20 protein-coding genes and 4 pseudogenes are annotated in these 20668 nt (G+C 62.6%); 10 read left to right on the forward strand and 14 right to left on the reverse strand.

Annotated elements, in window-relative coordinates; all coding sequences use genetic code 11:
* The first annotated feature begins 77 nt into the window (after window positions 1–77).
* Entirely contained in the window at window positions 78–200 is a 123-nt protein-coding gene (locus NKI72_RS19745; protein WP_352850555.1) for a hypothetical protein, read from the forward strand.
* 16 nt (window positions 201–216) lie between these two features.
* Here the strand turns inward: NKI72_RS19745 and NKI72_RS19750 are convergent, their stop codons facing one another.
* Window positions 217–981, reverse strand: coding sequence for a competence protein CoiA (locus NKI72_RS19750; protein ID WP_352850557.1), 765 nt, complete (start codon window positions 979–981; stop codon window positions 217–219).
* Between the two features lie 298 nt (window positions 982–1279).
* On the opposite strand from NKI72_RS19750, the gene NKI72_RS19755 reads away from it, so the two are divergent.
* Window positions 1280–1927: a DUF6946 family protein gene (locus NKI72_RS19755; protein ID WP_502908967.1), complete on the forward strand. Its 648-nt coding sequence runs from the start codon at window positions 1280–1282 to the stop codon at window positions 1925–1927.
* The gene (locus NKI72_RS19760) at window positions 1921–2466 is read left to right on the forward strand and encodes a hypothetical protein (RefSeq protein ID WP_352850561.1); all 546 of its coding nucleotides are present in this window, start codon (window positions 1921–1923) and stop codon (window positions 2464–2466) included. Before NKI72_RS19755 ends, NKI72_RS19760 begins: the two co-directional genes overlap by 7 nt.
* Here NKI72_RS19760 and NKI72_RS19765 read toward each other — a convergent pair.
* A complete protein-coding gene (locus NKI72_RS19765; RefSeq protein WP_502908968.1) occupies window positions 2463–2693 on the reverse strand; it encodes a recombinase family protein in 231 nt (76 codons plus the stop codon). The two genes, NKI72_RS19760 and NKI72_RS19765, sit on opposite strands and share 4 nt — an antisense overlap.
* Window positions 2694–3209: 516 nt before the next feature.
* On the opposite strand from NKI72_RS19765, the gene NKI72_RS19770 reads away from it, so the two are divergent.
* Window positions 3210–3521, forward strand: a complete 312-nt coding sequence (locus NKI72_RS19770; RefSeq protein ID WP_352850563.1) for a DUF736 domain-containing protein — start codon at window positions 3210–3212, stop codon at window positions 3519–3521.
* Window positions 3522–3618: 97 nt separating this feature from the next.
* A complete protein-coding gene (locus NKI72_RS19775; protein WP_352850566.1) occupies window positions 3619–5010 on the forward strand; it encodes an IS1182 family transposase in 1392 nt (463 codons plus the stop codon).
* Window positions 5011–5123: 113 nt separating this feature from the next.
* Here the strand turns inward: NKI72_RS19775 and NKI72_RS19780 are convergent, their stop codons facing one another.
* Complete coding sequence (locus NKI72_RS19780) at window positions 5124–5660, reverse strand: Ros/MucR family transcriptional regulator (RefSeq protein WP_352850568.1); 537 nt, start codon at window positions 5658–5660, stop codon at window positions 5124–5126.
* 19 nt (window positions 5661–5679) lie between these two features.
* Between NKI72_RS19780 and NKI72_RS19785 the strand changes: the two genes are divergently transcribed.
* The 3 genes and pseudogenes from NKI72_RS19785 to istB all read left to right on the forward strand — a co-directional run bounded on the left by NKI72_RS19785 (window position 5680) and on the right by istB (window position 8720).
* The gene (locus NKI72_RS19785; RefSeq protein WP_352850570.1) at window positions 5680–6042 is read left to right on the forward strand and encodes a hypothetical protein; all 363 of its coding nucleotides are present in this window, start codon (window positions 5680–5682) and stop codon (window positions 6040–6042) included.
* Window positions 6043–6675: 633 nt separating this feature from the next.
* Window positions 6676–7963: pseudogene (istA, locus tag NKI72_RS19790) on the forward strand (IS21 family transposase).
* Window positions 7963–8720 (forward strand): annotated as a pseudogene (gene istB, locus NKI72_RS19795) (IS21-like element helper ATPase IstB). The pseudogenes istA and istB overlap by 1 nt, the downstream one beginning before the upstream one ends.
* Window positions 8721–9219: 499 nt before the next feature.
* Here the strand turns inward: istB and NKI72_RS19800 are convergent.
* On the reverse strand, window positions 9220–9351 hold the full coding sequence (locus NKI72_RS19800) for a hypothetical protein (RefSeq protein ID WP_352850572.1): 132 nt from the start codon (window positions 9349–9351) through the stop codon (window positions 9220–9222).
* A 778-nt stretch (window positions 9352–10129) separates the two neighbouring features.
* Here NKI72_RS19800 and NKI72_RS19805 point away from each other — a divergent pair.
* Window positions 10130–12247: a DUF3363 domain-containing protein gene (locus tag NKI72_RS19805; protein ID WP_352850574.1), complete on the forward strand. Its 2118-nt coding sequence runs from the start codon at window positions 10130–10132 to the stop codon at window positions 12245–12247.
* A gap of 120 nt (window positions 12248–12367) precedes the next feature.
* On the opposite strand, the gene NKI72_RS19810 is transcribed toward NKI72_RS19805, so the two are convergent.
* The gene (locus NKI72_RS19810; RefSeq protein WP_352850576.1) at window positions 12368–12817 is read right to left on the reverse strand and encodes a helix-turn-helix transcriptional regulator; all 450 of its coding nucleotides are present in this window, start codon (window positions 12815–12817) and stop codon (window positions 12368–12370) included.
* A gap of 39 nt (window positions 12818–12856) precedes the next feature.
* On the opposite strand from NKI72_RS19810, the gene NKI72_RS19815 reads away from it, so the two are divergent.
* Complete coding sequence (locus tag NKI72_RS19815) at window positions 12857–13594, forward strand: hypothetical protein (RefSeq protein WP_352850578.1); 738 nt, start codon at window positions 12857–12859, stop codon at window positions 13592–13594.
* A gap of 56 nt (window positions 13595–13650) precedes the next feature.
* Here NKI72_RS19815 and NKI72_RS19820 read toward each other — a convergent pair whose 3' ends face one another.
* From NKI72_RS19820 to NKI72_RS19860, 9 genes and pseudogenes are all read right to left on the reverse strand, one after another.
* Entirely contained in the window at window positions 13651–14379 is a 729-nt protein-coding gene (locus NKI72_RS19820; protein WP_352616336.1) for a hypothetical protein, read from the reverse strand.
* Window positions 14380–14593: 214 nt separating this feature from the next.
* Window positions 14594–14790 (reverse strand): annotated as a pseudogene (locus NKI72_RS19825) (hypothetical protein); the annotation flags it as partial.
* Between the two features lie 128 nt (window positions 14791–14918).
* Window positions 14919–15264, reverse strand: a pseudogene (locus NKI72_RS19830) (ATP-binding cassette domain-containing protein); the annotation flags it as partial.
* Window positions 15265–15271: 7 nt separating this feature from the next.
* On the reverse strand, window positions 15272–16291 hold the full coding sequence (locus NKI72_RS19835) for an ROK family protein (protein WP_352850580.1): 1020 nt from the start codon (window positions 16289–16291) through the stop codon (window positions 15272–15274).
* Window positions 16288–17013 carry a ribulose-phosphate 3-epimerase gene (locus NKI72_RS19840; RefSeq protein ID WP_352850581.1) on the reverse strand — a complete coding sequence of 242 codons (726 nt, stop codon included), beginning with the start codon at window positions 17011–17013 and terminating at the stop codon, window positions 16288–16290. Before NKI72_RS19840 ends, NKI72_RS19835 begins: the two co-directional genes overlap by 4 nt.
* Window positions 17010–17837 carry an alpha/beta fold hydrolase gene (locus NKI72_RS19845; RefSeq protein ID WP_352850583.1) on the reverse strand — a complete coding sequence of 276 codons (828 nt, stop codon included), beginning with the start codon at window positions 17835–17837 and terminating at the stop codon, window positions 17010–17012. The genes NKI72_RS19840 and NKI72_RS19845 overlap by 4 nt, the downstream gene beginning before the upstream one ends.
* Entirely contained in the window at window positions 17837–18655 is an 819-nt protein-coding gene (locus NKI72_RS19850) for a sugar phosphate isomerase/epimerase family protein (protein WP_352850585.1), read from the reverse strand. Before NKI72_RS19850 ends, NKI72_RS19845 begins: the two co-directional genes overlap by 1 nt.
* A complete protein-coding gene (locus NKI72_RS19855; RefSeq protein ID WP_352832728.1) occupies window positions 18655–19731 on the reverse strand; it encodes a Gfo/Idh/MocA family protein in 1077 nt (358 codons plus the stop codon). Before NKI72_RS19855 ends, NKI72_RS19850 begins: the two co-directional genes overlap by 1 nt.
* A gap of 4 nt (window positions 19732–19735) precedes the next feature.
* Entirely contained in the window at window positions 19736–20557 is an 822-nt protein-coding gene (locus NKI72_RS19860) for a sugar phosphate isomerase/epimerase family protein (RefSeq protein ID WP_352850588.1), read from the reverse strand.
* Window positions 20558–20668 lie beyond the last annotated feature (111 nt).

The raw sequence follows: 20668 nt of genomic DNA on the forward strand, positions 1-20668 counted from the left end.
GGTTCATCATGTCGTCGGTCATCGGTGGTCCTTCCGAAATGGGTTGGCGTCAACAACCACCCTAACGGAAAGCGCCGATGACCACTGACACGCCGCTCACTGGCTACAGCGCTACTAACGGCGCGCTCGCGAGCCGCTTCGTAACCGTCGAGCTTCACAACCTGATGGGACACACCGAGTGCCGATGGACAGAATTGTGACCGAAAACGAAGGACACTAATACCGACCTCTGCGATCGGGAGCTCGCAGCCGGTAGGACGCCGTCCGAGCTTGCATTTTACTTTCAAGGAGACGTTGATGCACAGTTCGCCGATCGAAGATTAAGGCTTCGTTGTTAGCGATGCTCACCAATGTTGATCGTTCAACGGGGAAGTAAACCGCCTCATCCATGAAGCGGTCGGGTAGCAGGCAGATCAGATGATTATGGCGATCAGAGTGATCGTCTATGTCCAATCCATCGAAATCGAACAATACAGGCACGGAACAGTCGAGCCACCGCTTTGGCAAGAATTCATCGGGCCAGTGGCTCATTCGAACATCCCCCTCCGGCAGGCTGCGCCAGTTCGTCAGGTTCTCGTCTATCCTTGGACGATCCCTGCCGAGCCGCTTGCAGTCAACGATCCAGATCATGTTCTGATAAAAGGTCTCCCGTGAGGCGAGCTCGGCGGGATTGATGGCAGAATGCTGAAACTCCATAACAAGACCGTTCGGCGTTCTTACATCTGCGATGTGGCGCTCTCCGGTCGTTTCTGATCGTAGGACCGTCTCTTGCCACGAGACCGGAAACAGGTTTTTCCAGCGCCGGTGCCATTCGGTCTCAGGCTCCCACCACGGGTCGCAGGTTCGCAGACCCTTATGCGCCCAATGCCAGACACGCTGGGTTCCACATTTCGCAGTCACTGTCTCGCCGCAACCGGGGCACTGCCCGGTGAGGGTCGGCTCGGGTTGTCGGCGCTCGCCACCGACCAGTGCAAACTTCACGTTCAATCCCCCAAGCTTTCAAAGGGGGTGATGAGTATCCGATTTGGCTGCAGGGTCAACGCTTTCCGCTTCGGTCTACATATCGGAGCCTTCAATCCCGCCAAGTGTCATGAGGTGCTTCAACTTTTACTTGTCTGTTTTACGGAAGGTCATTCGATCTCTCCTACCATGTGTCAAAGTTGGTTTACGCCGCGGAGAATGTCTCGCTCATATTGACGCGGAAGGTTTGGCCGACGTGGAGTGGTGGCAAAAAACTTTGGTTCGTTTGGGAAGGGACACTTGAGCTGTGGATCAACTCGTGGCACCCGCACGTGAGCGACATAGGACGCGGGTTTATATTCCCAGCCAAGGCCCGGCGAGCTGGCAGGCGTTTCTTGCGGAACCCGAGAGGCAATGGCGAACCGGCTACTCAGCAAAGACCCTTGCGCACTGCTGGGAAAACACCGACGGCTTGCCGCAGGAGATCGCTCACATGTTCGATGGGCTGGTCGAGTTGCTGCTTGCGCTTCCTGAGCACAACGTGGCGCTGGACGGGGGAAATCGCGATAGCCAGAACGATGTGTTCGCTTTGATCCGGTACGGCGATCAGACCCGCGCTGCAACCATCGAAGGCAAGGTGAGCGAGCCGTTCGGTCCGCCCGTCGGAGAGTGGTTTGCACAATCATCGCAGCAAAAGCGAGATCGCATGCGCCAGCTATGTGGCCTGCTCTGCTTGGATGAGGTGCCGCCGTCTCATATCCGCTATCAGTTGATGCACCGCGATGAAGCCGCCATGATTGTTCACTCGTTCTCGCCAACCCGCATGTGGTTCGAGGAGTTCGCAAGTTTCGCGCGCCTCCTTGGTGCTGAGGCTGAACGTGACCAGTCGAGCACGGTGACCTTGAAGTCAGGGCAGCGGCTCCGCCTAGGCTGGGCCACCGGCAACGAGGATTTTCTCGCATGTTAACAGTTCCGCTGGATGCAACCCTCGACGCCCCAGTGGGTGCACCAAAACGATATACGACCAAGCAGATGGGCGATGCCTGCGAAATGATCGTAGCCGCTGAGTTAACGCTTGCGGGCATCCCCGCCCTGAAGGTGCCGGACAACTGGCCCGGTTACGATGTCATCGCACAGCCGCTGAACGCTGAGCCACAGCGCATATCGGTCAAATCACGTACCTATAAAACGGGACCAGCATACGTAGGCTACAACAACTACGACGTTTTCGACTGGCTTGCTGTCGTTCTTCTGTTTGTCGATGAACTCAACAGCAGACATGTTTATCTGATACCCAGATCGGTAACAGACAAGTTGGCGAGGCGAGACCAGCCCACCAGCAAAACGGCATCGGAGCGGTATTTTCGCGTCGATCAGATTGATCGTCTGTTCTGCCACTATCGGGCGAACTTCACGCTGGACCCGCTGGGAAACCCCGACCTAAACATGCGGGTCAAGGACGGTAACGAAAGCTCCGCGCTGCTCGCACTCGTGGATCAGGTTTAGAACGTCGCGGGTGTCGCGGCCAAGCCGATCCAGCCGAGTGAGAACCAGCTCGTCTCCCGGTCGCAGAAAGTCGATAATGGTTGCGAGCTCCGCTCGACCATCACGGCTGACCCCCCAGAGACCTTTTCCGAGCGGATGATGCTGCAGCCTTCAGCTGTTAGCTTTGCGATTTGGGTTTCAAGGTCTTGGTCGACGGTGCTGACGCGGGCGTAGCCAATGCGGCTCATGTAGTGTCACCTCAAGGCTTAGGCCTGACGCTACCCTGTCACAAATAGTCGATGTCAACCCAGATGTTACATCGATCAGGGCGGACCACGTTACGTCCCTGCAGGGCATACCCAAATGTGGCACCTCATTCCAGTGATTTGGGCGCGAGAGCGCGTGCCGATCGCGGTCGCCGTCATAGCGGTTCCTGCCATCCGTTCGTTCAAGCGTTCAAGCCACGCCCATGGCGCCCTCGAATGGATTGGGTCTGACCAAGGACCGCCTTCGCTTCGCTCAGTCTCGATCGTCTTCCCGCAACGACGGCGCTTCGTTTTCTTCCCCTTGCCGTACCACCCCACCACCCAGGCGGTGGCGGGGACCCCGATTTGCGTCCATTCCTCGCGGCTCAAGAAAGCCTCGCGCCGCCGTCTTCCACTTCGTTTCAGCCACTTTGGGGTGCGGAACGATCGTCCCCGGTCTCACGACCACCATCGAGGCCGCGATAGGCGCAGCCCGAGAAAACAGAAGGAACGACCAAAATGGCTACCATCGGCACTTTCTCCCGCACCGCGAACGGCTTCTCCGGCTCGGTCAAGACCCTGAACCTCAACGTCAAGACGGTGACGTTGGCACCGGCCGAAGGCGACAACGAGAAAGGTCCGGACTTCCGCATCTTCGCCGGAGCCACCGAGTTCGGAGCGGCATGGAGGAAGACCTCGCGCGAGGGCCGCGACTACCACTCCGTCAAGCTCGACGATCCGAGCTTTCCCGCTCCGATCTATGCGAGCCTGGTCGAAACCGACACCGGGGGCGAGTTCTCGCTCATCTGGTCCCGCCGCTCCGCTGAGTGATCCGACTAAACACGAAGCCCCGCCGCAAACAGGCTGTGTGAGAACTAACTGAGCAAATCAGATATGATGGCCGCATCGGCGACGGTGCGGCCATTTCATGAGATACATTGCTGGAGAGGATCGTGGCCAGGCAGCTCTGCTGCCTGCGACAATCGATGATTATGTGGCGACAGATGCGCCGGTTCGCGTGATCGACGCCTTCGTCGACGAGCTGGACATGGTCGGGCTCGGCTTTGGCCGGGCGGTGCCCGCGAGCACGGGAAGACCTGCCTACGATCCGCGTGATCTGCTCAGGCTCTATGTCTACGGTTATTTCAACGAGGTTCGTTCGTCTCGGCGTCTGGAGCGCGAATGCCGACGCAATGTCGAGGCGATGTGGCTGTTGCGGCGACTGGCGCCGGATTTCAAGACGATTGCCGACTTCCGCCGTGACAATGGCGCGGCGATCGTGGGCGCATGCCGGGCCTTCGTGATGCTGTGCCGGGATGCAGGTCTTTTCCAGGCGCGGCTGGTGGCCTTGGATGGCTCGAAGTTCCGGGCGGTGGCGAGCAGCAAGAAGATCATCGGACGCAAGGAGATTGCGGACGAGGTCGTCCGCCTCGATCGCCGGATCGCGGACTATCTCGCCGGGCTCGATGAAGCCGACGATGCGGAGCCGGACGATGCGCCGGGCGCGGTGTCTGCGGCGATAACCGCGCTTCATGCCCGGCGCGCCGAACTGGGCCGGCTTGCAGCAAAGCTTGAGGACGAAGGCCGCACGATGCTTGTCGAGGGCGAGGAGGATGCAAGGCCGATGGGCAAGGCCAACGGCCCCAAGCCTCCTTCATACAGCGTCCAGACGGCGGTCGACGCCGACAGCGGGCTGATTATCCACCACGATGTGACGGATGAGGTAACCGACAAGCGCCAACTCCATCCCATGGCCAGGGCAACAAAGGATATGCTCGGGCGGACCGAACTGACAGTCGTTGCCGATGCAGGCTACGCCAATGGCGCACATGCCAGCGCCTGCGAGGCGGATGGCATCACGCCCTGCGTTGCGGCCAGCAGGTCGGTGAACAGCCAGGGCGACGGCACGCTGTTCGACCGTACTGCCTTTGTCCACGAAGCCGACACCGACACGTTACGCTGCCCGGCGGGCCGCACGCTGGTCCGCAAGCAATTGCATCGCAAGAAGCGCAACGTGACCTATGTGTCGCTCGACTGCTCGAACTGCGCTCTCAAGCCGCAATGCACCACGGCCGAGCGCCGCTTCGTCAAGCGCCATCTGGACGAGGACGCACTCAGCCAGATGAACGCCAGAGCCACCCCCGATCTCATGGCCAGGCGACGATGCGCCGCCGAACATCCCTTCGGAACCATTAAGCGGATGATGGCAGGAGGGCGTTTCCTCACCAGAAACCTCAAAGGAACCAGAGCCGAAATGGCACTATCGGTGCTCGCCTACAACATGCTACGCGCCATAAACATCAAAGCCGCTGCGGCCTGAAACCAAAAGAGGCCCCGGTCAAACCGGAGCCTCCAATCGTTTCCACACAGCCTGGCAAAGGCGGGGCTTCGCCACTCCAGGTTCGCCACCGCACCACTGTCTGGTGCAGCACGCTACGCTTTGACGAGTGCCTTGCGTGCCTTCCTAGCCGGCGACTTGGCGGCCGATGGGATTGTTGTCGCCGCTGCCGCCGCGCGAGCAGCTCGTTTTGGTTTTTCCGCCGCAGTTGTTGCCGGTGCTGCCGTCTTGCGCCCCAGCCCTATTGATTTTGCCAGGGCCGAGCGGGTGGCCGCGTAGTTTGGCGCCACCATCGGATAATCTGAGGGAAGGTTCCATTTTTGGCGGTATTGGTCAGGGCTCAGATTGTAATGCGTTCCGATATGTCGCTTCAAGGATTTGAATTTCTTCCCGTCTTCCAGGCAGATGTTGAAATCCGGTGTCACTGATTTCTTGATGGACACCGCGGGCTCCAGCTTGACTGCGGCTGGAGCCACAGGTGTGCCGATCCCTTGCAAAGCAACATAGGTATCCCCGATCAGCTTCGACAACTCGCCGACCGGCAGCGGATTGTTCGAAACATAGGCGGCAACGATGTCGGCGGTAATTGATACGAGATCAGCCTGGTCGTTTTGGTCTGGAGAAACGGTCATCGAGTTTTCCTCTTGTCTAATGGCGCGCGTTGAAACGGATGGGCTGTTTATTGCCAAATCACGCAAACAATTCGTTATTCCGCCAACAAACCTCATTCGTTGCAAATATCAAGCCGGCAAGCTTCGCTTCCATCGTTCGGCCCGGCTGCAGTTAATGTTGCTGATCGCGTCGGAGGAGCGAGACTTTCCGCTCGCCTTCCGTGCGGCAGGCACCCACAACTGGACAAACCAGCGACAGAACGTACGCTCCTGCGCTGCACGATTGAGTGATGAACGTGTGCGCAAGAATTATCGCCGCGACAACCGGCGGCGCGGTCCTCCTCGTCCGCGCCAACGTGAAATTGGACGTTCGAGCGACAGTTCATCTGGAATGCATCTGTGAGCGTTCCGGCTGCCGTACAGCGTCGAGTCGGTCGGCAGGATGGATGTTGCTGATATGGCAGCCGGCATGCGCCCGAACGGCTGCCATGCCACTGGCTCAACGAATATCTGACGAACGGCGTGCTGCTTTTGAAGCGCTTGCCAGCCCGCAGCTGACAACTCGTTTGCCACCGCGGCACCGCTGTCGTCATCCGCACTGCGAGCTTGGGACATGCCTGCGAGCGGGACCGCTCGGCCGAGCACTGGCCGTCTGGCAGGAGTGCGGTGCGCCGCCAGTGACGAAGTCTTTCTCATGAGGGGACACTTTGACGGCCATTATTTCGGCTCGCTCCCGCGGACTTCGATCATCGGCGGCGCGGTGCCGGTCTGAACCAGCAACCGCACCCCGCCAGAGCCAGAGACTTCCAAGATCGCGTGGAGGCGAGCTGTGACGGCGCGCGACAGTCGTCAACGCTCATGAAAGGTGCAACTGAGTGGCACCATTCCCTAACGATAACGGCTTGTTCCGCACATCTCAACGCTGACGCTGGACGCGAACCTCTCGCTCTTCCTGGGGAAAGTCGGAGGCAAAAAAGCGCCACACCTGTCGGCCGAATTGAGAAACTGACCCCCTCGGTTATGAGAGGAGGCATGGATGACGATTGGGATTTCGGCGATTCCTGCATTGTCGAGAACGATGCAGGGAGAGGAGATGCTTCAGCCTGAAGAGGTGGCAGCGATGGTGCGGCTGCATGAGCTTGGCTGGGGAGCGAAGCGGCTGGGGAAGGAGTTCGGGTGCGCGCGCAACACGGTGCGTCGGTATCTGCGAGAAGGCGGGACTGTTCCGTTCCGCAAGCCTGTGCGGCGGAGCGCGTTTGACGGGCTAGACGATTGGCTGCGGGAGCGCTTCTTCCGCCATGATGGCAACGCCGATGTGGTGCGCCAGGAACTGGAGAGCGAACATGGGATCGTCATAGGGCTTCGGTCGGTGGAGCTTCGGGTGCAGGGTTGGCGTCGGGAGTTGAGGGTGCAGAAGCGCGCGACGGTTCGGTTTGAGACGGCGCCGGGACATCAGATGCAGATCGACTTTGGCGACACGCGGGCGTGGATCGGCGGCGAGCGTGTTCGGGTGCACCTGTTTGTGGCAACGCTGGGTTACTCGCGTCGGCTGCATATCCGTCCCTCGCTTCGGGAGCGCCAGGCGGACTGGTTCGAGGGGATGGAAGGAGCCTTCCTTCGCTTCGGCGGGGTTCCAACGGAAGTGCTGTTCGATAATCCGAAGGCGCTGGTCGAACTTCACGATGCGGCGACGCGGGAGGTGCGGTTCAATGTGCGGCTGCACGCCTTTGCCCGCTATTGGGGATTTACGCCACGGGCTTGTGCGCCTTATCGGGCACGTACCAAGGGGAAGGACGAACGCGGGGTCGGCTACGTCAAGCGTGCGATTGCCGGCCGCCGGTTCGAGAACTGGGCGGCGTTCGAGGGGCATCTGGACCGGTGGACGCGCGAGATTGCCGATCAGCAGTGTGCATGGCACGACCGGCGTGGCTCCTGCGGAGCGCTTTGCCGAAGAAGCCATGGCGCTTCGCCCTCTGGGCGGACGGGCACCGTTTGGGCAGCTGCGGGATCTCGTGCGCAAGGTCCAGGCGGACTGCGCAATCGACCTGGACACGAACAGTTACTCGGTTCCCTGGCGGCTGATCGGGGAGAGCGTCCAAGTCGTGGTGCTGGGCGGCCGCGTTATCGTGCGTCATGCGGGCGAGGTGGTGGCGGATCATGCCTTGTGCCGCGGCCGTCGCCAACGGATTGTCGAGCGCGCGCATCTTGCCGGCGTGGTCGGCGCTGCTGCGCCGGTGCAATCGGCGCCGGCGGATATTGTTGCGCCTTCCGCTCTGTTGCGGCCGCTGGCCGAATATGAGGCACTGGTGGGAGGCAGCTGGTGATGACGACGGTCGATCACGAGATGCTGGTGGCTCAGCTCGACCGGCTGAAGCTGACCGCGATCCGGGACCAGCTCGATACGCTCCTGGACGAAGCGGCGCGTTCGCAAATGACCTTGCGCGAGGCTTGGCCTTCCTCGTGACGCGCGAGATCGCGCGGCGCGACGAGCGGCGCATCTCCATGGCAGGCAAGATCGCGCAGTTCCCGTTTGTGCGCGAACTCGATGGCTTCGACTTCGACGCGCAGCCGTCGCTGGATCAGCGCCAAGTCCGGGAACTGGCGACCTGCCGCTGGATTGCCCATGGCGACACGGTCCTGTTCCTTGGACCTCCGGGTACGGGCAAGACACATCTGGCGGTGGCTCTCGGGCGCGAGGCGATCCGGCAAAACCATAGCGTCCAGTTCGTCACGGCGGCCACGCTCGTGGCGATGCTGGCCAAGGCCCATGACGACGGTTCACTCGAAAAGCAACTGACGACCCTGTCGCGGCCGAAACTGCTGATCATCGACGAGCTCGGCTATCTCCCGTTCGAAGCCAATGCCGCACATCTGTTCTTCCAGCTGGTGTCGCGGCGTTGTGAGCGGGGATCGATCCTGATCACCTCAAACCGCTCGGTGGGCGAATGGGGCAGCGTGTTTGGCGATCCCGTGGTGGCAACGGCGATCCTTGATCGCCTGCTTCATCATTCGACAGTGATAACCATCCGTGGCGACAGCTACCGGCTTCGCGAAAAGCGTCGTTCCGGTCACTTCGCTTGACAACACCATCGCGTCGTCTTGCGAAAGCGTCGAGACCGGCGCGGCGTGGGATCGCATTGGCAAGGCCGGCGCCCATCTCGCCGTAACGATCCGTCCTTCAAACGACCGATCCGCGCCAATCTATTTCCAGTTCGACGCCGAGAAAAGTACCTGGGCCTCGCGCTGAGCCACCCATCAAAGCGCCACGAGTGAGGCAATCGGATGCTCCAATTGCGTCTCAGGCAGCGTTCTGTGCCAGATCGCTTGGGCGCCGGTCAAACCCTTCGGCCGATGTCCCGTCAGGCGGTTGTGTCGGCAAGCTAGGCCGATTCGCAATCGCGTGGTGAGCGCACGGCTCGCTCTGACACTAGCATCTCATCCGGCGGTCCGTGGCCAGCGTATATCCGCGAGTGCGCAGAGCCTCCACCATTCCGGGGAGATTGCTTGCGCCGACATACACGTCGAGTGCGTTGACGATGTTCATGCCGTGTCGCGAAGGGCGCGATGGAGCTGATGCAGATCATACCAGCGATATGGGAGAACTGCGCATCAAGTAGATCTCGGCATCGATTCTTATCAACCTCGTGACAATCGCGAGATGCTCGACCGCTTTGGCCGCATCGGCTTCCTCGCTGCCTACATTGCCGGTCATGGACGATATCAACAGCACCTCTCCGCTGCCGAGCGAGACAATCGACTACGTCAGAAAACCCGCGCTATTGATTATCGGGACCGTTCTCATTCCGACAGGCCCAGGCAGGGAGTTGGCAGAACGAGCGCAATCCCTTCGTCGGTTTTCGCGCACACCGCGGACATTCAGGATGTCTTCCGATCGCGTGGCGACCGCGACGCCAATGTTGCTGCTGAGATAGTGTTAGCGGCGATTCATCCCTCCAACGTTTAGTCGCCGATGAACGTTGCCGTAACTGACTTAACTGCGGTCGAGCCGCTGCCGGATAGCTTGTCGGTGCACCAACGTCTGCCGCGACGCCCGCGCAGTTAGGCTGTTCGTCAAAGCGCCGTTCCGTAACATCACGTTGACGGCGGCATTCCTGGAGACGTTTTTTCGGTCTGCTACCTTGTGGGAAGTGGCTTGGGAGGGTGGTTTAGGGAGACGGGGACAGGGGACAGGGGACAGGGGACAGGGACGGGGAGGGACGGCAAGATAAAGCGAGCTGGCGCTCGCACTCGCTTCGCTCGTAAGTATTTGTCTGCACATTGTTTTTTCGGGCCCAGGCCGACATCAGGCGGAATCGCGCGAGGTGCGGGGCTTACAGCTATGGCTATGCTGTTGATCCGAAATGCAAAACTATCGTGCCGCAGCGATGTGCGATCCGCCATTCTTCGCCGCGGCAAGTCTTTGCGCGCCATAGCCCGCTCTGCGTTCCGGCCATCTTGAAGCACCAAATGCGACTCCCGATGCTGTCGTCATGGCAGATCGTGTCAGCGACAGATTCCAGGTTCGCACCGGCCGGATGCGGCATGGCGGCGCGCCGGTCAATTCACGGACGCTGCCCTTTGTGCGCCAGGTCGAGATTGCGATCCGCAAGCAAGGCGGCAATCCCTATCGCCTCGGAGCAAGCAGCAGCGGCGGAAAGGGGAGTGGCCGCTTCAATGCCCGCGGCCGCGGCGGCAAGGTGGTGGCCGGGTTGCCAAGGGACGGTGGCGGGTGGAAGCAGGACGGCAATGGCGTCCGCTTTCGCTCCCGCCGCGTCGTGGTGAAGGCGCGCGTCGTCAAGCTGCCGGGGCGAGGCAAGGGGACTGGGCGCGGCCAAAAGTTCGTGACGACCAGCAAGGCCGTCGATGCGCATCTGCGCTATCTCCAGCGCGACGGCGTGACCAGGGACGGCGAGAAGGGCAGGGTATACTCGGCCGTCGACGACGAGGCCGACAGCAAGGCCTTCGTCGAGCGCGGGCGCGGCGACCGGCATCAGTTCCGCTTCATCGTCGCGCCGGAGGATGCCGCCGAGATGGAAAACCTGCGCTCCTTCACCCGCGATCTCATGCGACAGATGGAGACCGACCTCAACACGCGCCTCGACTGGATCGCTGTCGACCATCACAACACCGGTCATCCGCATACCCACGTCCTGGTGCGCGGCATCACCGATGACGGCAAGATCCTGAACATCGCCGGCGACTACATCGCCCATGGCATCCGTCACCGGGCAGGTGAGCTGGTGGAACGGGAGCTTGGGTTACAAAGCGAGATCGAGGTCGCCCGCAAGCTGGCCAGCGAGGTGGAAGCCGAACGGCTGACCCGCCTCGACCGCATGCTGATCGCCGAACAGCAGGAGCACGATCTTGTCGACCTGCGTCCCAATGCCAGCGACAGCTACACCATTTCCAGCAACCGCTATCTGCTCATCGATCGTGCAAAGAAGCTGGAGCACTTCGGCCTGGCGAACGAGATCGAGCCCGGCCGATGGGTGGTTTCCGACAGGGCCGAAAGTACCTTGCGAGCGCTTGGTGAGCGCAACGACATCATCAAGACCATGCACCGGGCGCTGGAAGAGCACGGCCTCGCCGATGAGCGGGGCGCGGCCCAATATGTCCTGCACCGGCAGACCATCACCGAGCCGGTCGTCGGCCGTGTGCTCACCAAGGGGCTCGCCGGCGACGAGATGAGCGACCGGCTGTCGCTCGTCATCGACGGCGTCGACGGGCGTACTCACTATGTCGAGACCGCGGATGCGGCAAAGCTCGACGACATCCAGCGCGACCATATCGTGGCGCTCGACCCGATCCTGCCGAAGGAGGAGCCGCGTGCGGCCGACCGCAACATCAGCGTCGTAGCGGGCGAGGAAGGTATCTATCGGCCGAGCAGACATCTGGAGGCAATCCGCGAGGCATTTTTGGAGCAGGGCAAGGATCCGGACGCCTTCGTCCGTTTCCATGTCCGCCGTCTCGAAGCGCTGCGCCGGGCCGGCCACGTCGAACGCATCGACGAAGACCACTGGCGCATTCCGCAAGACCTGTCCGAGCGCGGCATTGCCTACGATGGCCAGAACCGCGCAAAAGACTTCTCCGTCCGCGTGCTTTCGACGTTCGATCTTGACGCGCAGGTCGGCAACGACGGCGCCACCTGGCTCGACCGAGAGCTTACGGCCAGGACCCCCGTGCCGCTGGTCCGGTCAGCCTTCGGTCTTGACGTCGACGACGCGCTCGACAGACGGGCTGCCCAGCTCGTCAGGATGGGCCTTGCCGAACGCGATGCGACTACCCGGACGATCACCTTCTCGCGCGACCTCGTAGCCACGCTGGAGCGCCAGGAGGTCGCGCGCGTCGGCAAGGAAATGGCCGCTGCGCGCGGGCTCACGTTCCAGCCAGTCCAGCCCGGCAACCATGTCGGCGGCACACTCCTTGGCTCGGTCCATCTTGCCAGCGGGCGCTTCGCCATGCTGGACGACGGGCTCGGGTTTCAGCTCGTTCCCTGGCAGCCGATGCTCGACAAGCGCATCGGCCAGCACATCAGCGGGCTCGTGCAAGACAGCGGCGGCATCGACTGGAGCTTCGGCAGAAAGCGCGGCGTTGGGATCGGGATGTGAGATGGGTCTGGACAACGCAGCAAATGAACTGTGACTTCCTCAACGAGTGAGAGCGCTAGTTCAGGCCTCGCGCGATGAGCGCGTGTCTGACTGCATGTGGACGATAGGAGCGAACGCGGGTCACTCAGGGCTTTGGCGAGCTTTGATAAGTCTCACTCCAGGTCCGCTACCGTTCTCGAGCATGAATTCTGTTCCGGCATCGGTCAATGCCCTGAGAATTTTCGCTGCGGTTTCAGGGCGCCCCCCGAGTGGGCCGTCTTCGGCCTCCAGACGAGCTATGGTTGGCTCAGACACCGAAGAGTGGCGTGCCAGGTCCGCCTGGGACCACCCAAGCAACGCGCGCGCCGCTTTGATTTGGCGCGTACTAACCGTCTGCCGCAGTTTTGATAGATTTTCTATTGACATTCGGCGTGCCCAATTGATATTTTTTCTATCAATGCCTGTTCTCGTAGCGTGCGTATCAACCAGCGCCGCGGGACGGAATTGGCCGCGGCAGGCGTTGGTGCACTTTAGCCCCAACACTGCTCTAGCGTGCAAAAAATAGCTGGAGAGGATGTCCGCACATCCCATCCAGCTGACCACAACCGAAGCTTCTGAGGAGCTCGGATCATGGGTGATTCCGAGAATACCACGACTCTGCCTTTCGTCACTCGCCGACAAGTGCTTGCCGGAACCATCGCGGCTACCACCGCGTGGCAACTCCAAGGTAACGCGTCCGCAGGCGACGCCGGAAGGACGACTGCGCCTTCTGACCCAGCGCTGGCGCTTTGGCGGGAATGGGAGAAAACCCACAAGCTGACCGAGCGGCTTTGCCGCAAGCAGCAGCGCCTGGAGACGAGGCTTATCTCGAACGTCGGCTTTCCTTGCGCAACCGTGTGTCTGCCTGAGGGTGAGGATGTGATGGTTCACTCGATCGAGGCGCTCAATGAAGTGCTCGGCAAGCGCCCGGACACAGCGGATCTCCGGGAAAAGGCCGAAGCTGACCTCGCGGCGCATAAGGCACGCTGGGACACGGCTGCGGAGGAGGGCGGCTATGCTGCGGCCCTTCGAGCTGAGCGCGAGGCTGCCAACCGGGCGCAGAATCTGATGCAAGCGCTCTCAACGACGCCTGCCACTACTGTCGCCGGCGTGGCGGGTAAGCTCGATGCCGTGTTGCGCGAGGGTGAGGCCTGGGTGGAATGCTCCGAGTTTCCCTGGCCGCAAATCCGTTCGGCGCTCAGCGATCTGGTACGGATCGCCCAGCAGACGACGGACGACAAACCGCCCGCACCTGGCGGGCTGGCACCCGTCTCCGCGAGAAACGGCTTAAGAGCCGGTTGGCCTCGTAACGGCGGCTTGCTTGACTGAGATACGCGGCTGATCTCTTCCGGTCGAGTGGCTGCGCGGAAATAAGCCACCCATTTTCATGACTTACGTCGTGGCAGGCCATTTTGTTTTGGGACGCAATTCTCGGGGAGCGGCTGTCTTTTGCAGAATTGGGGATCGGTGAAATCCAACTCTTCGACTGAGCCGGTGATCAAGCCCCAACTCCGCTGCCGATCGATCGGGACTTCATAAAAGTCGTCGCCGCCATGCTTGAAAGCCTCATCCTCCAGCGCGACGGCCACGCCCATTTCCCGGAGATATTGCTTCTTCTCCAGGTGAGCATTGGCTAGAACCTTGGCAACCCTCTTGGCGGATTTTATTTGAGTGAAGGTCCTGTCGCCATTTGAGTACAGGACGGCTTGTCCCTTGTGGACCGCGATAAAGTTGCGGTCGCTGTTGAGCCTTTTGACGCCACCAGCAAGGAACAAGGGGCAGGCAGACAGGCAGTTGGCTTCTTCGAATCGACCTTGGCCGTCAATCTCTGGCATCGTGCGACAGACCGAGGCTTTGTCTTTGCAAACTACGGGTGAAGTCCCAATAGCGATTGTCAGCTTGTTCTTTCTGGCGATCCTGCCGAGTTCCTGGGCGGACTGACGGTCACCACCATTCGATGCCAAGACGATGGGCAGGTGAACTGCGCCGAGGCTCTTCAGCAGCTTGCGCAAAGCCGATGGGGACGAGGTTTCAATCGAACCTGCAGCGTAGATCCACGCAGGGCAGGTTGGTTCACATGCGGGGTCCGAGTTCCGGATCACCTGGAAGGTCATGACAGTATCCGGGGCCCATGCCAGTGCCGGCATCGTCGGCAGTGCTGCAAAAAAGGCCACAGTCAAGAGCACAGCACGGCAGAGAGATGGAAAGAAAAGCAAAGCCGCCCCCCGGAAGCATTGTTAGAGAGCAATGAGGTGAACGCTGCACGATGGTTTTGTCAATTCGGTCGATTCATCCGTCGCTCGCGCGCCGTCTTTCCGAGCCAAAGGAAGCTGTGATTGCGGCGGCATATATGCCGGTGCTGACATTCGTGTCGCCCGCCTCGACCCGTTGCAGGGTCGAGCGCGAGGTAAAGGCGCGCTCGCCACCAGCGCCATTGGGAGCCGCCGCCGGGCATCGTGGATATTCGCTCCCAGCCTGCGCAGGGCGCGTCTGACCGCGGCCGGAGGATTGTTGGGAGTGGGCATTTGACACCTTTGCACTACAGATTACGCCTTAAGACTCTTGAGATGGACATTCTCGCAAACGGCTACCGATCCGCGCGTTGTCGATCCTCCGCAGAGCGCAGGCTGCGGCCAGGAGCCACCATTCCGGATACGTCGGCCGCCTCCTTCACCTTGCGCTCCCGCTCCTGCGGCGGCAGCCCAGCGATCTTCAGTGCGAAGCCCCCTATTCTCGGCCACGCTCATATGCGGATAGGCCGCATAGGACTGGAACACCATGGCCAGTCCACGCGCGGACGGGTCGATGTCGTTGGCGCGCACGCCGTCGATCATGAGGTCGCCTGCGCTGATCCTTTCCAGCCCGGCGATCATGCGCGGCAGCGTGGACTTCCCTCAACCGGACGGGTCGACGAAGACGATGAATTCGCGGTCCTCGACGTCGAGGTCGATACCCTTGATGATCTCGGCGGCTCCATAGGATTTGCGCGCGCCGCGCAGCTTGAGCTCAGCCTTGGCTTGCCTCCCTGGCGCCGGTTGTCGTCTCCTCGTTCTGCACCATCGCCAGCGCCGTGCCGGGCTCGCCCTCCCATAGGATCAGGCTCGCCGCGCCGACCAGGCCCGCCCGGTCGCCAAGTTCGGCCGGAACGATCGGCACGTCGCGATAGGCTTGCATGGCGCGGTGCTCGACGGTCGCCCTGATGGTCGGTGCCAGGAGGTCGAAGCCGTTGGAAAGGCCGCCGCCCATCACGATCAGGTCGGGCGAGTAGAGATGCAGGAGGTTGGTGAAGCCGATGCCCAGCCACCGCGCCTCGGCCTCGACCAGGCGGCGAGCCGCCACATCACCCGCTCGCGCCGCCTCGACGACGTGTCGCGCCGAGACGTCGCCATTGTTGGACAGCCGCCGGAGCAGCGAGCCGTCGCCCGGCGTGGTCAGCCGTGTCGCCCACCGTCCGAGCGCCGTACCGGAGGCGACCGCCTCGAAGCAGCCGACGGCGCCGCAGAAGCAGCGGTCGCCTTCGCCGGTGATGGTCATGTGGCCGATCTCCGCCGCCAGCCCGCGCCTGCCGTGATAGATGTGGCCATCGGCGATGACGCCGCCGCCAATGCCGGTCGACACGGTCACGAATACCAGCGATCCGGTGCCGCGGCCGGCGCCGAAGCGCCATTCGCCGAGGGCCGCCGCATTGGCGTCGTTCTCCAGCCGCACCGGCAGGCCGAACTGCCGGCTGAGGATGTCGATCAGCGGCACATTGTGCCAGCCGGCCAGTGTCGGCGGCCCGATGACGATGCCCGCCTTGGGGTCGAGCGGGCCGGGCGCACACATGCCGATACCGGTGACTTTCGCTTGTGGGTGCTCCTTGAGCAACATGTCCGCCAGCGTGATGATTTGGCCGATCACCGCCTCCGATCCTGCGACGGCAAGCGTCGGCGCCGAGACGCGGGCGACGACGTCGCCACCGCGCTCGACCAGCGCGCCGCGCAGCTCCGTGCCGCCGAGATCGAAGGCAAGCGCAAGCGTGCTCATCGGGCGGCTGCTTTCAGCCCGTGCAGCCAGGCGATGCGTTGCGCAAGGTCAGGGTCACCGAAGGCGAGCGAGCCCAGCACCACGGTGTCGGCGCCGGCGGCGCGCAGCAGCGGCACCGTCTCTTGTCGGATGCCGCCATCGGCGGCGAGCACGATGTCGGCCTCGCGGCCGGCTTTCCTGATCAGCGCGCGCGCCTCGATGAGACGCGGGCAGGCCTGCTCGGACAGGCTCTGGCCCTTGACGCCGATCAAGGTGCCGAGAAGCGTGACGAACGCGACCTCGGGCAGGAAAGGCACGATTGCCGCGACCGGCGTCTCCAGCCTGAGCACGACGCCGGCCTCGGCGCCGAGCTTATGCGCCAGCTTGACGGCGCGCAAGCCCGCCTCGCCATTCTCGGCATGGATGGTGATGAGGTCGGCGCCGGCCTCGATGAACTGCCGCGTCTGCGCCTCGACGATTTCGGCCTCGACCATCAGATGCACATGGATCGGCTTCGCCGTCAGCTTGGCGATGCGCGCCACCAGATCCGGGAAGAACAGCAAGCCGGGGGTGAAGCGGGCGTCGGCGACGTCGACGTGATGCAGATCGGCATGGGCCTCGATGCGCTTCAGGTCGCGCTCCATGTTGGCGAGATCGGCCGACCACAGCGAGAATTCGCCGAGCAGCCGGTTGCGCGGCAGAGCGGCTATCGCGGCGGGGCCTGAGAGAGATTTGCTGGTCATGACGGAATGAGGCTCCGGACGTTCGAGTGGGCGTGAAGGAAGGCCGAGATCTCGGCGTGTAATTCGGTGAAATGCCTGGCGCTGTCGAGCGCCTTGGGGGTGATCTCGGCGAAGATCGCATTGGGGATGACTGCGGCGAGCCTATAGGCGGCCGACAGCGGGTGGACCGCGTCGCTGGCGTTGCCAATGGCCAGCGTCGGGATGCGCAGGGCGGCGGCGTCGCGCTCGGAAATCCCGGGCCCGTCGGCGGCGATGTTGGCGAGCACCTGCGCAAAGGCGTGGGCGTCCGGCCGGTCGAAATAGCCGAACAGCGAGGACAGGTTGTCGGGCGCCTCGCGGTAAAGCCGCGTCGCCGTCTCGGATTGCGCGAAGATACTCCGCGCGCTCTCGGCGCCACGGTCGAGGATGAGTTCGGCGACCTCGGTTATAGGCTGCATGTTCACCGGTGCTGCCGTGAACGTCCACGCCGGCCGCACCAGCACCAGCGCGGCGACGCGGTCGGGATGGCGGCAGGCGAGGCGGAGCGCGATCGCGGCACCCATCGAGACGCCGCCGGCAACGAAGCGATCGAGGCCGGCCTGGTCGGCGGCCGCGAGCACATCGTCGGCGAACATCTCGAACGAAAATGGCCGGCGCTCGCCAAGGCCGGAGCCGCCATGGCCGCGGCATTCGAGCGTGATGCGACGAAAGCCTGTGGGGAAGGTCTGCGCAACCTGCGCCTCGCCGCCACCCAGCCCGTGCTGAAAGACGACCGCCAGCCCGTCGCCCGTATCGGAAACCCGAAGCGCGGCGCCATCGCGGAGCAGGATCGTCGGGCGCGCCATCACAGCAGCCCCTTGAGGAAACGGGCGACGCCGGGCGCTTCCCCGGCCGAAAGCCCATGCGTCACCAACGGCCCCTCGAAACCTGTCGCCTTCAGCCGGGCGATGAAGTCGGCGAAGTCGACGACGCCTTGCCCGGCGGTGGCAAAGCGGCCGTCGGCGAAACGGTCCTTGGCATGGGCCATGGCGACATGGCTTGCCGTGCGCTCGACTGCAGCCGCAACCATGGCGCGCGCCTGCGCGGCATCCGCCTGTTCGAACAGGTTTGCCGGATCGAGCACGATGCGCAGCCGCTTCGAACCCATCTCGGCGATGAGCCGCATCGCGTCAGGGGCGGAGGTGACGAGGTTGGCCTGTTCGGGCTCGATCCCAAGATCGACACCGTGACGCTCGGCGAGTTCGAGCGCCTTTTCCATCTCGACCGCCATGTCGGTCCATGCCGAGGGATCGGCATTGTCAGGATGGTGCGCCCATTGGTCGTCACGATTGCGCGTTCCGGTGCAGAGCGTGACGAGTGGAACCGAAAGCGCTGCCGCTGCCTCGATGACCGCGCCAAGACGACGCAGGCCGTCGTCGCGCACTGCCTTGTCCGGATGCGCCATGTTGTAGGTGCCCGACAGCCCCGCCAAAGCGACGCCGGAGGCACCGGACGCAGCCGCAATAGTGCTGATGGCGTCATCCGGCACCGCATCCGGCATCGACGGAAGGCCGGCACAGGCAAGGTTGAACTGGGTGACGGCAAATCCCGCGTTGCGCACCGCGGCCAGCACGCCTGCCGGCTCGCTGCCCGGGAAGGTCTTGGCGAACACCCCGATCTGCATCAGACCGCTCCCGTCACGCTGGCGATCTCGACGCGTTCGCCGCTCTCGACCGAGCGCGCGATCGCCACCATGGCGCGGATCGAGGCGAGCCCGTCGTCAACATTGGCGCCGCGCATCGGCTTGCCGTCGAGCACCGTCTCAGCGAGGCTTTCGAGCTGGCGGCGGAAGAAATGGCCGTCAGCGCCGAGCGGCTTTCGCGAGGTGGCGTCCTTCTCGTGAAAAATGTCGACTTCACTCGCCCGGAAGTACCAGGGATTGAAGGTCTTCGCGATCACCGAGCCGTTTTCGCCATAGAGCTGGAAACCTTCATGCCAGTCCATGCGCACGGCAACCGTGAGGTCGAGATGGCCGAGCGCGCCATTGGCGAACTCGGTCTCGACGAACCAGCAATAGGCGCCGAATTTCTCGTTGAGGCGGGCTCGCACAGCGGTGATCTCACCGCACAAGAAGCGCGCCGTGTCGACGAGATGCGAGCCATGCGCCAGCATGAAATATTGCCTGAGATCGGCCTTCGGATTGCCGGCCGGCTTCCTCGCCAGTTTGCTGGTGATGGGCAGAGGTTGGATCGCGTCGGTGTTGGTGTAGCGATGGGTGGAATCGCAATACCAGGCCTTCAGCCCAAGGATGTCGCCCATCTCATCGCGGACGAAGTCACGCGCCGCTTCGAGAGCCGGGTCGAAGCGCTTCATGTGGCCGACCTGAAGCACCTTGCCGGAGCGCTTGACCGCGTCGGCAAGCTTCTGGCCTTCCTCGACCGAGACGCCGATCGGCTTTTCGCAGAGAACGTGCTTGCCGGCTTCCAGCGCCTTGATCGACATCGGCACGTGATAGGCATCCGAGGTGGCGACGATCACCGCTTCCAGCGCAGGGTCGGCGAGCATCGCGTCATAGTCGCCATACATCTTCTGCGGCTCGTAGGTCGCGCCCATACGCGCGAGCAGATCGGGTGCTGCGTCGCAGATCGCGTAGAGATCGGCATTGCTCGCCTTCACGCAGGATTCCAGATGCGCGAATTGCGCGATCGGCCCGCAGCCGAGCACACCGACACGAAGACGACGGTCTTTCTTGCGGATCATTGTCTCAGGCTCCGTAGCCGCGCATGGTCTGGCGGTTGGTCTTGACCGCTCCGGCCGGATCGGCGGCGGCGGTTTCGGATTCCTCCTCCAGCACCAGCCAGCCGTTGAAGTTGGGCGCCGCGCTAGTGATCTCTATCACTTTCGCCGTGTCGCAGACGCCCTTGCCGAGCATCGCCCAGGTGCCGCTCGCATCGACATCCTTCAGGTGCACGTAGCGGATGCGATCGCGATAGGTGGTGAGCGTGTCGGCCATGTCCTTGTGGCCGCGCAAAATGTGCCCGGTGTCCGGCACCCAGCCGACCAGCGAGGCATCGAGCAGCCCGAAGATGCGGTCGTAATCGGCGCGGTCGTAGAGCATCGTGTTGTGGTGCGAGCTCGGATGCACCGCGACCTGGACGCCGGCCTTGCGGCCGAGTTCACCAGCCTTGTTGTAGACCGCGGCCGCAATGGCGAACTTGTCGTCGCGCGGACCGTCCGACACGACGGTGGCCGAGCCCATGGACACCATCGCGCCCGGAAAGGCGGCGGCGAAATCGATCCAGCGCTTGGCGGTCTCGAGGTCGGCGCCGATCTTCTCCTTGAGTGTGAAGCCGCTGTCTGAACCGAACGCGAAGGAGACCAGCGTCAGGCCGGATGTCTTCAGCGCCGCAGCGAACTCCGCCGGCTTGCCGGCATAGCGGCCGATCATCGTGTCGGTGATCTCGATGCCGGCATAGCCGCCATCGGCGATCGCTTTGAGCAGGTCGTCGGGGCCGCCGGCAAAACGGTCTCCGAGCATTTCCCAGGTGAAGGTCTGGCAGCCGACTTTGAGGTCTTTCACGTTCATCCTTTCATTCCTTGATTCCACCTGCGAAGGCCCTTCGATGATGTGGCGCTGGAAGAACAGCATCAGCACGATCAGCGGCGCTGTGACGACGCCCGTGGCCGCGGCGATATC

It is taken from the genome of Mesorhizobium sp. M0437, from assembly GCF_040321335.1.
Classification (GTDB): domain Bacteria; phylum Pseudomonadota; class Alphaproteobacteria; order Rhizobiales; family Rhizobiaceae; genus Mesorhizobium.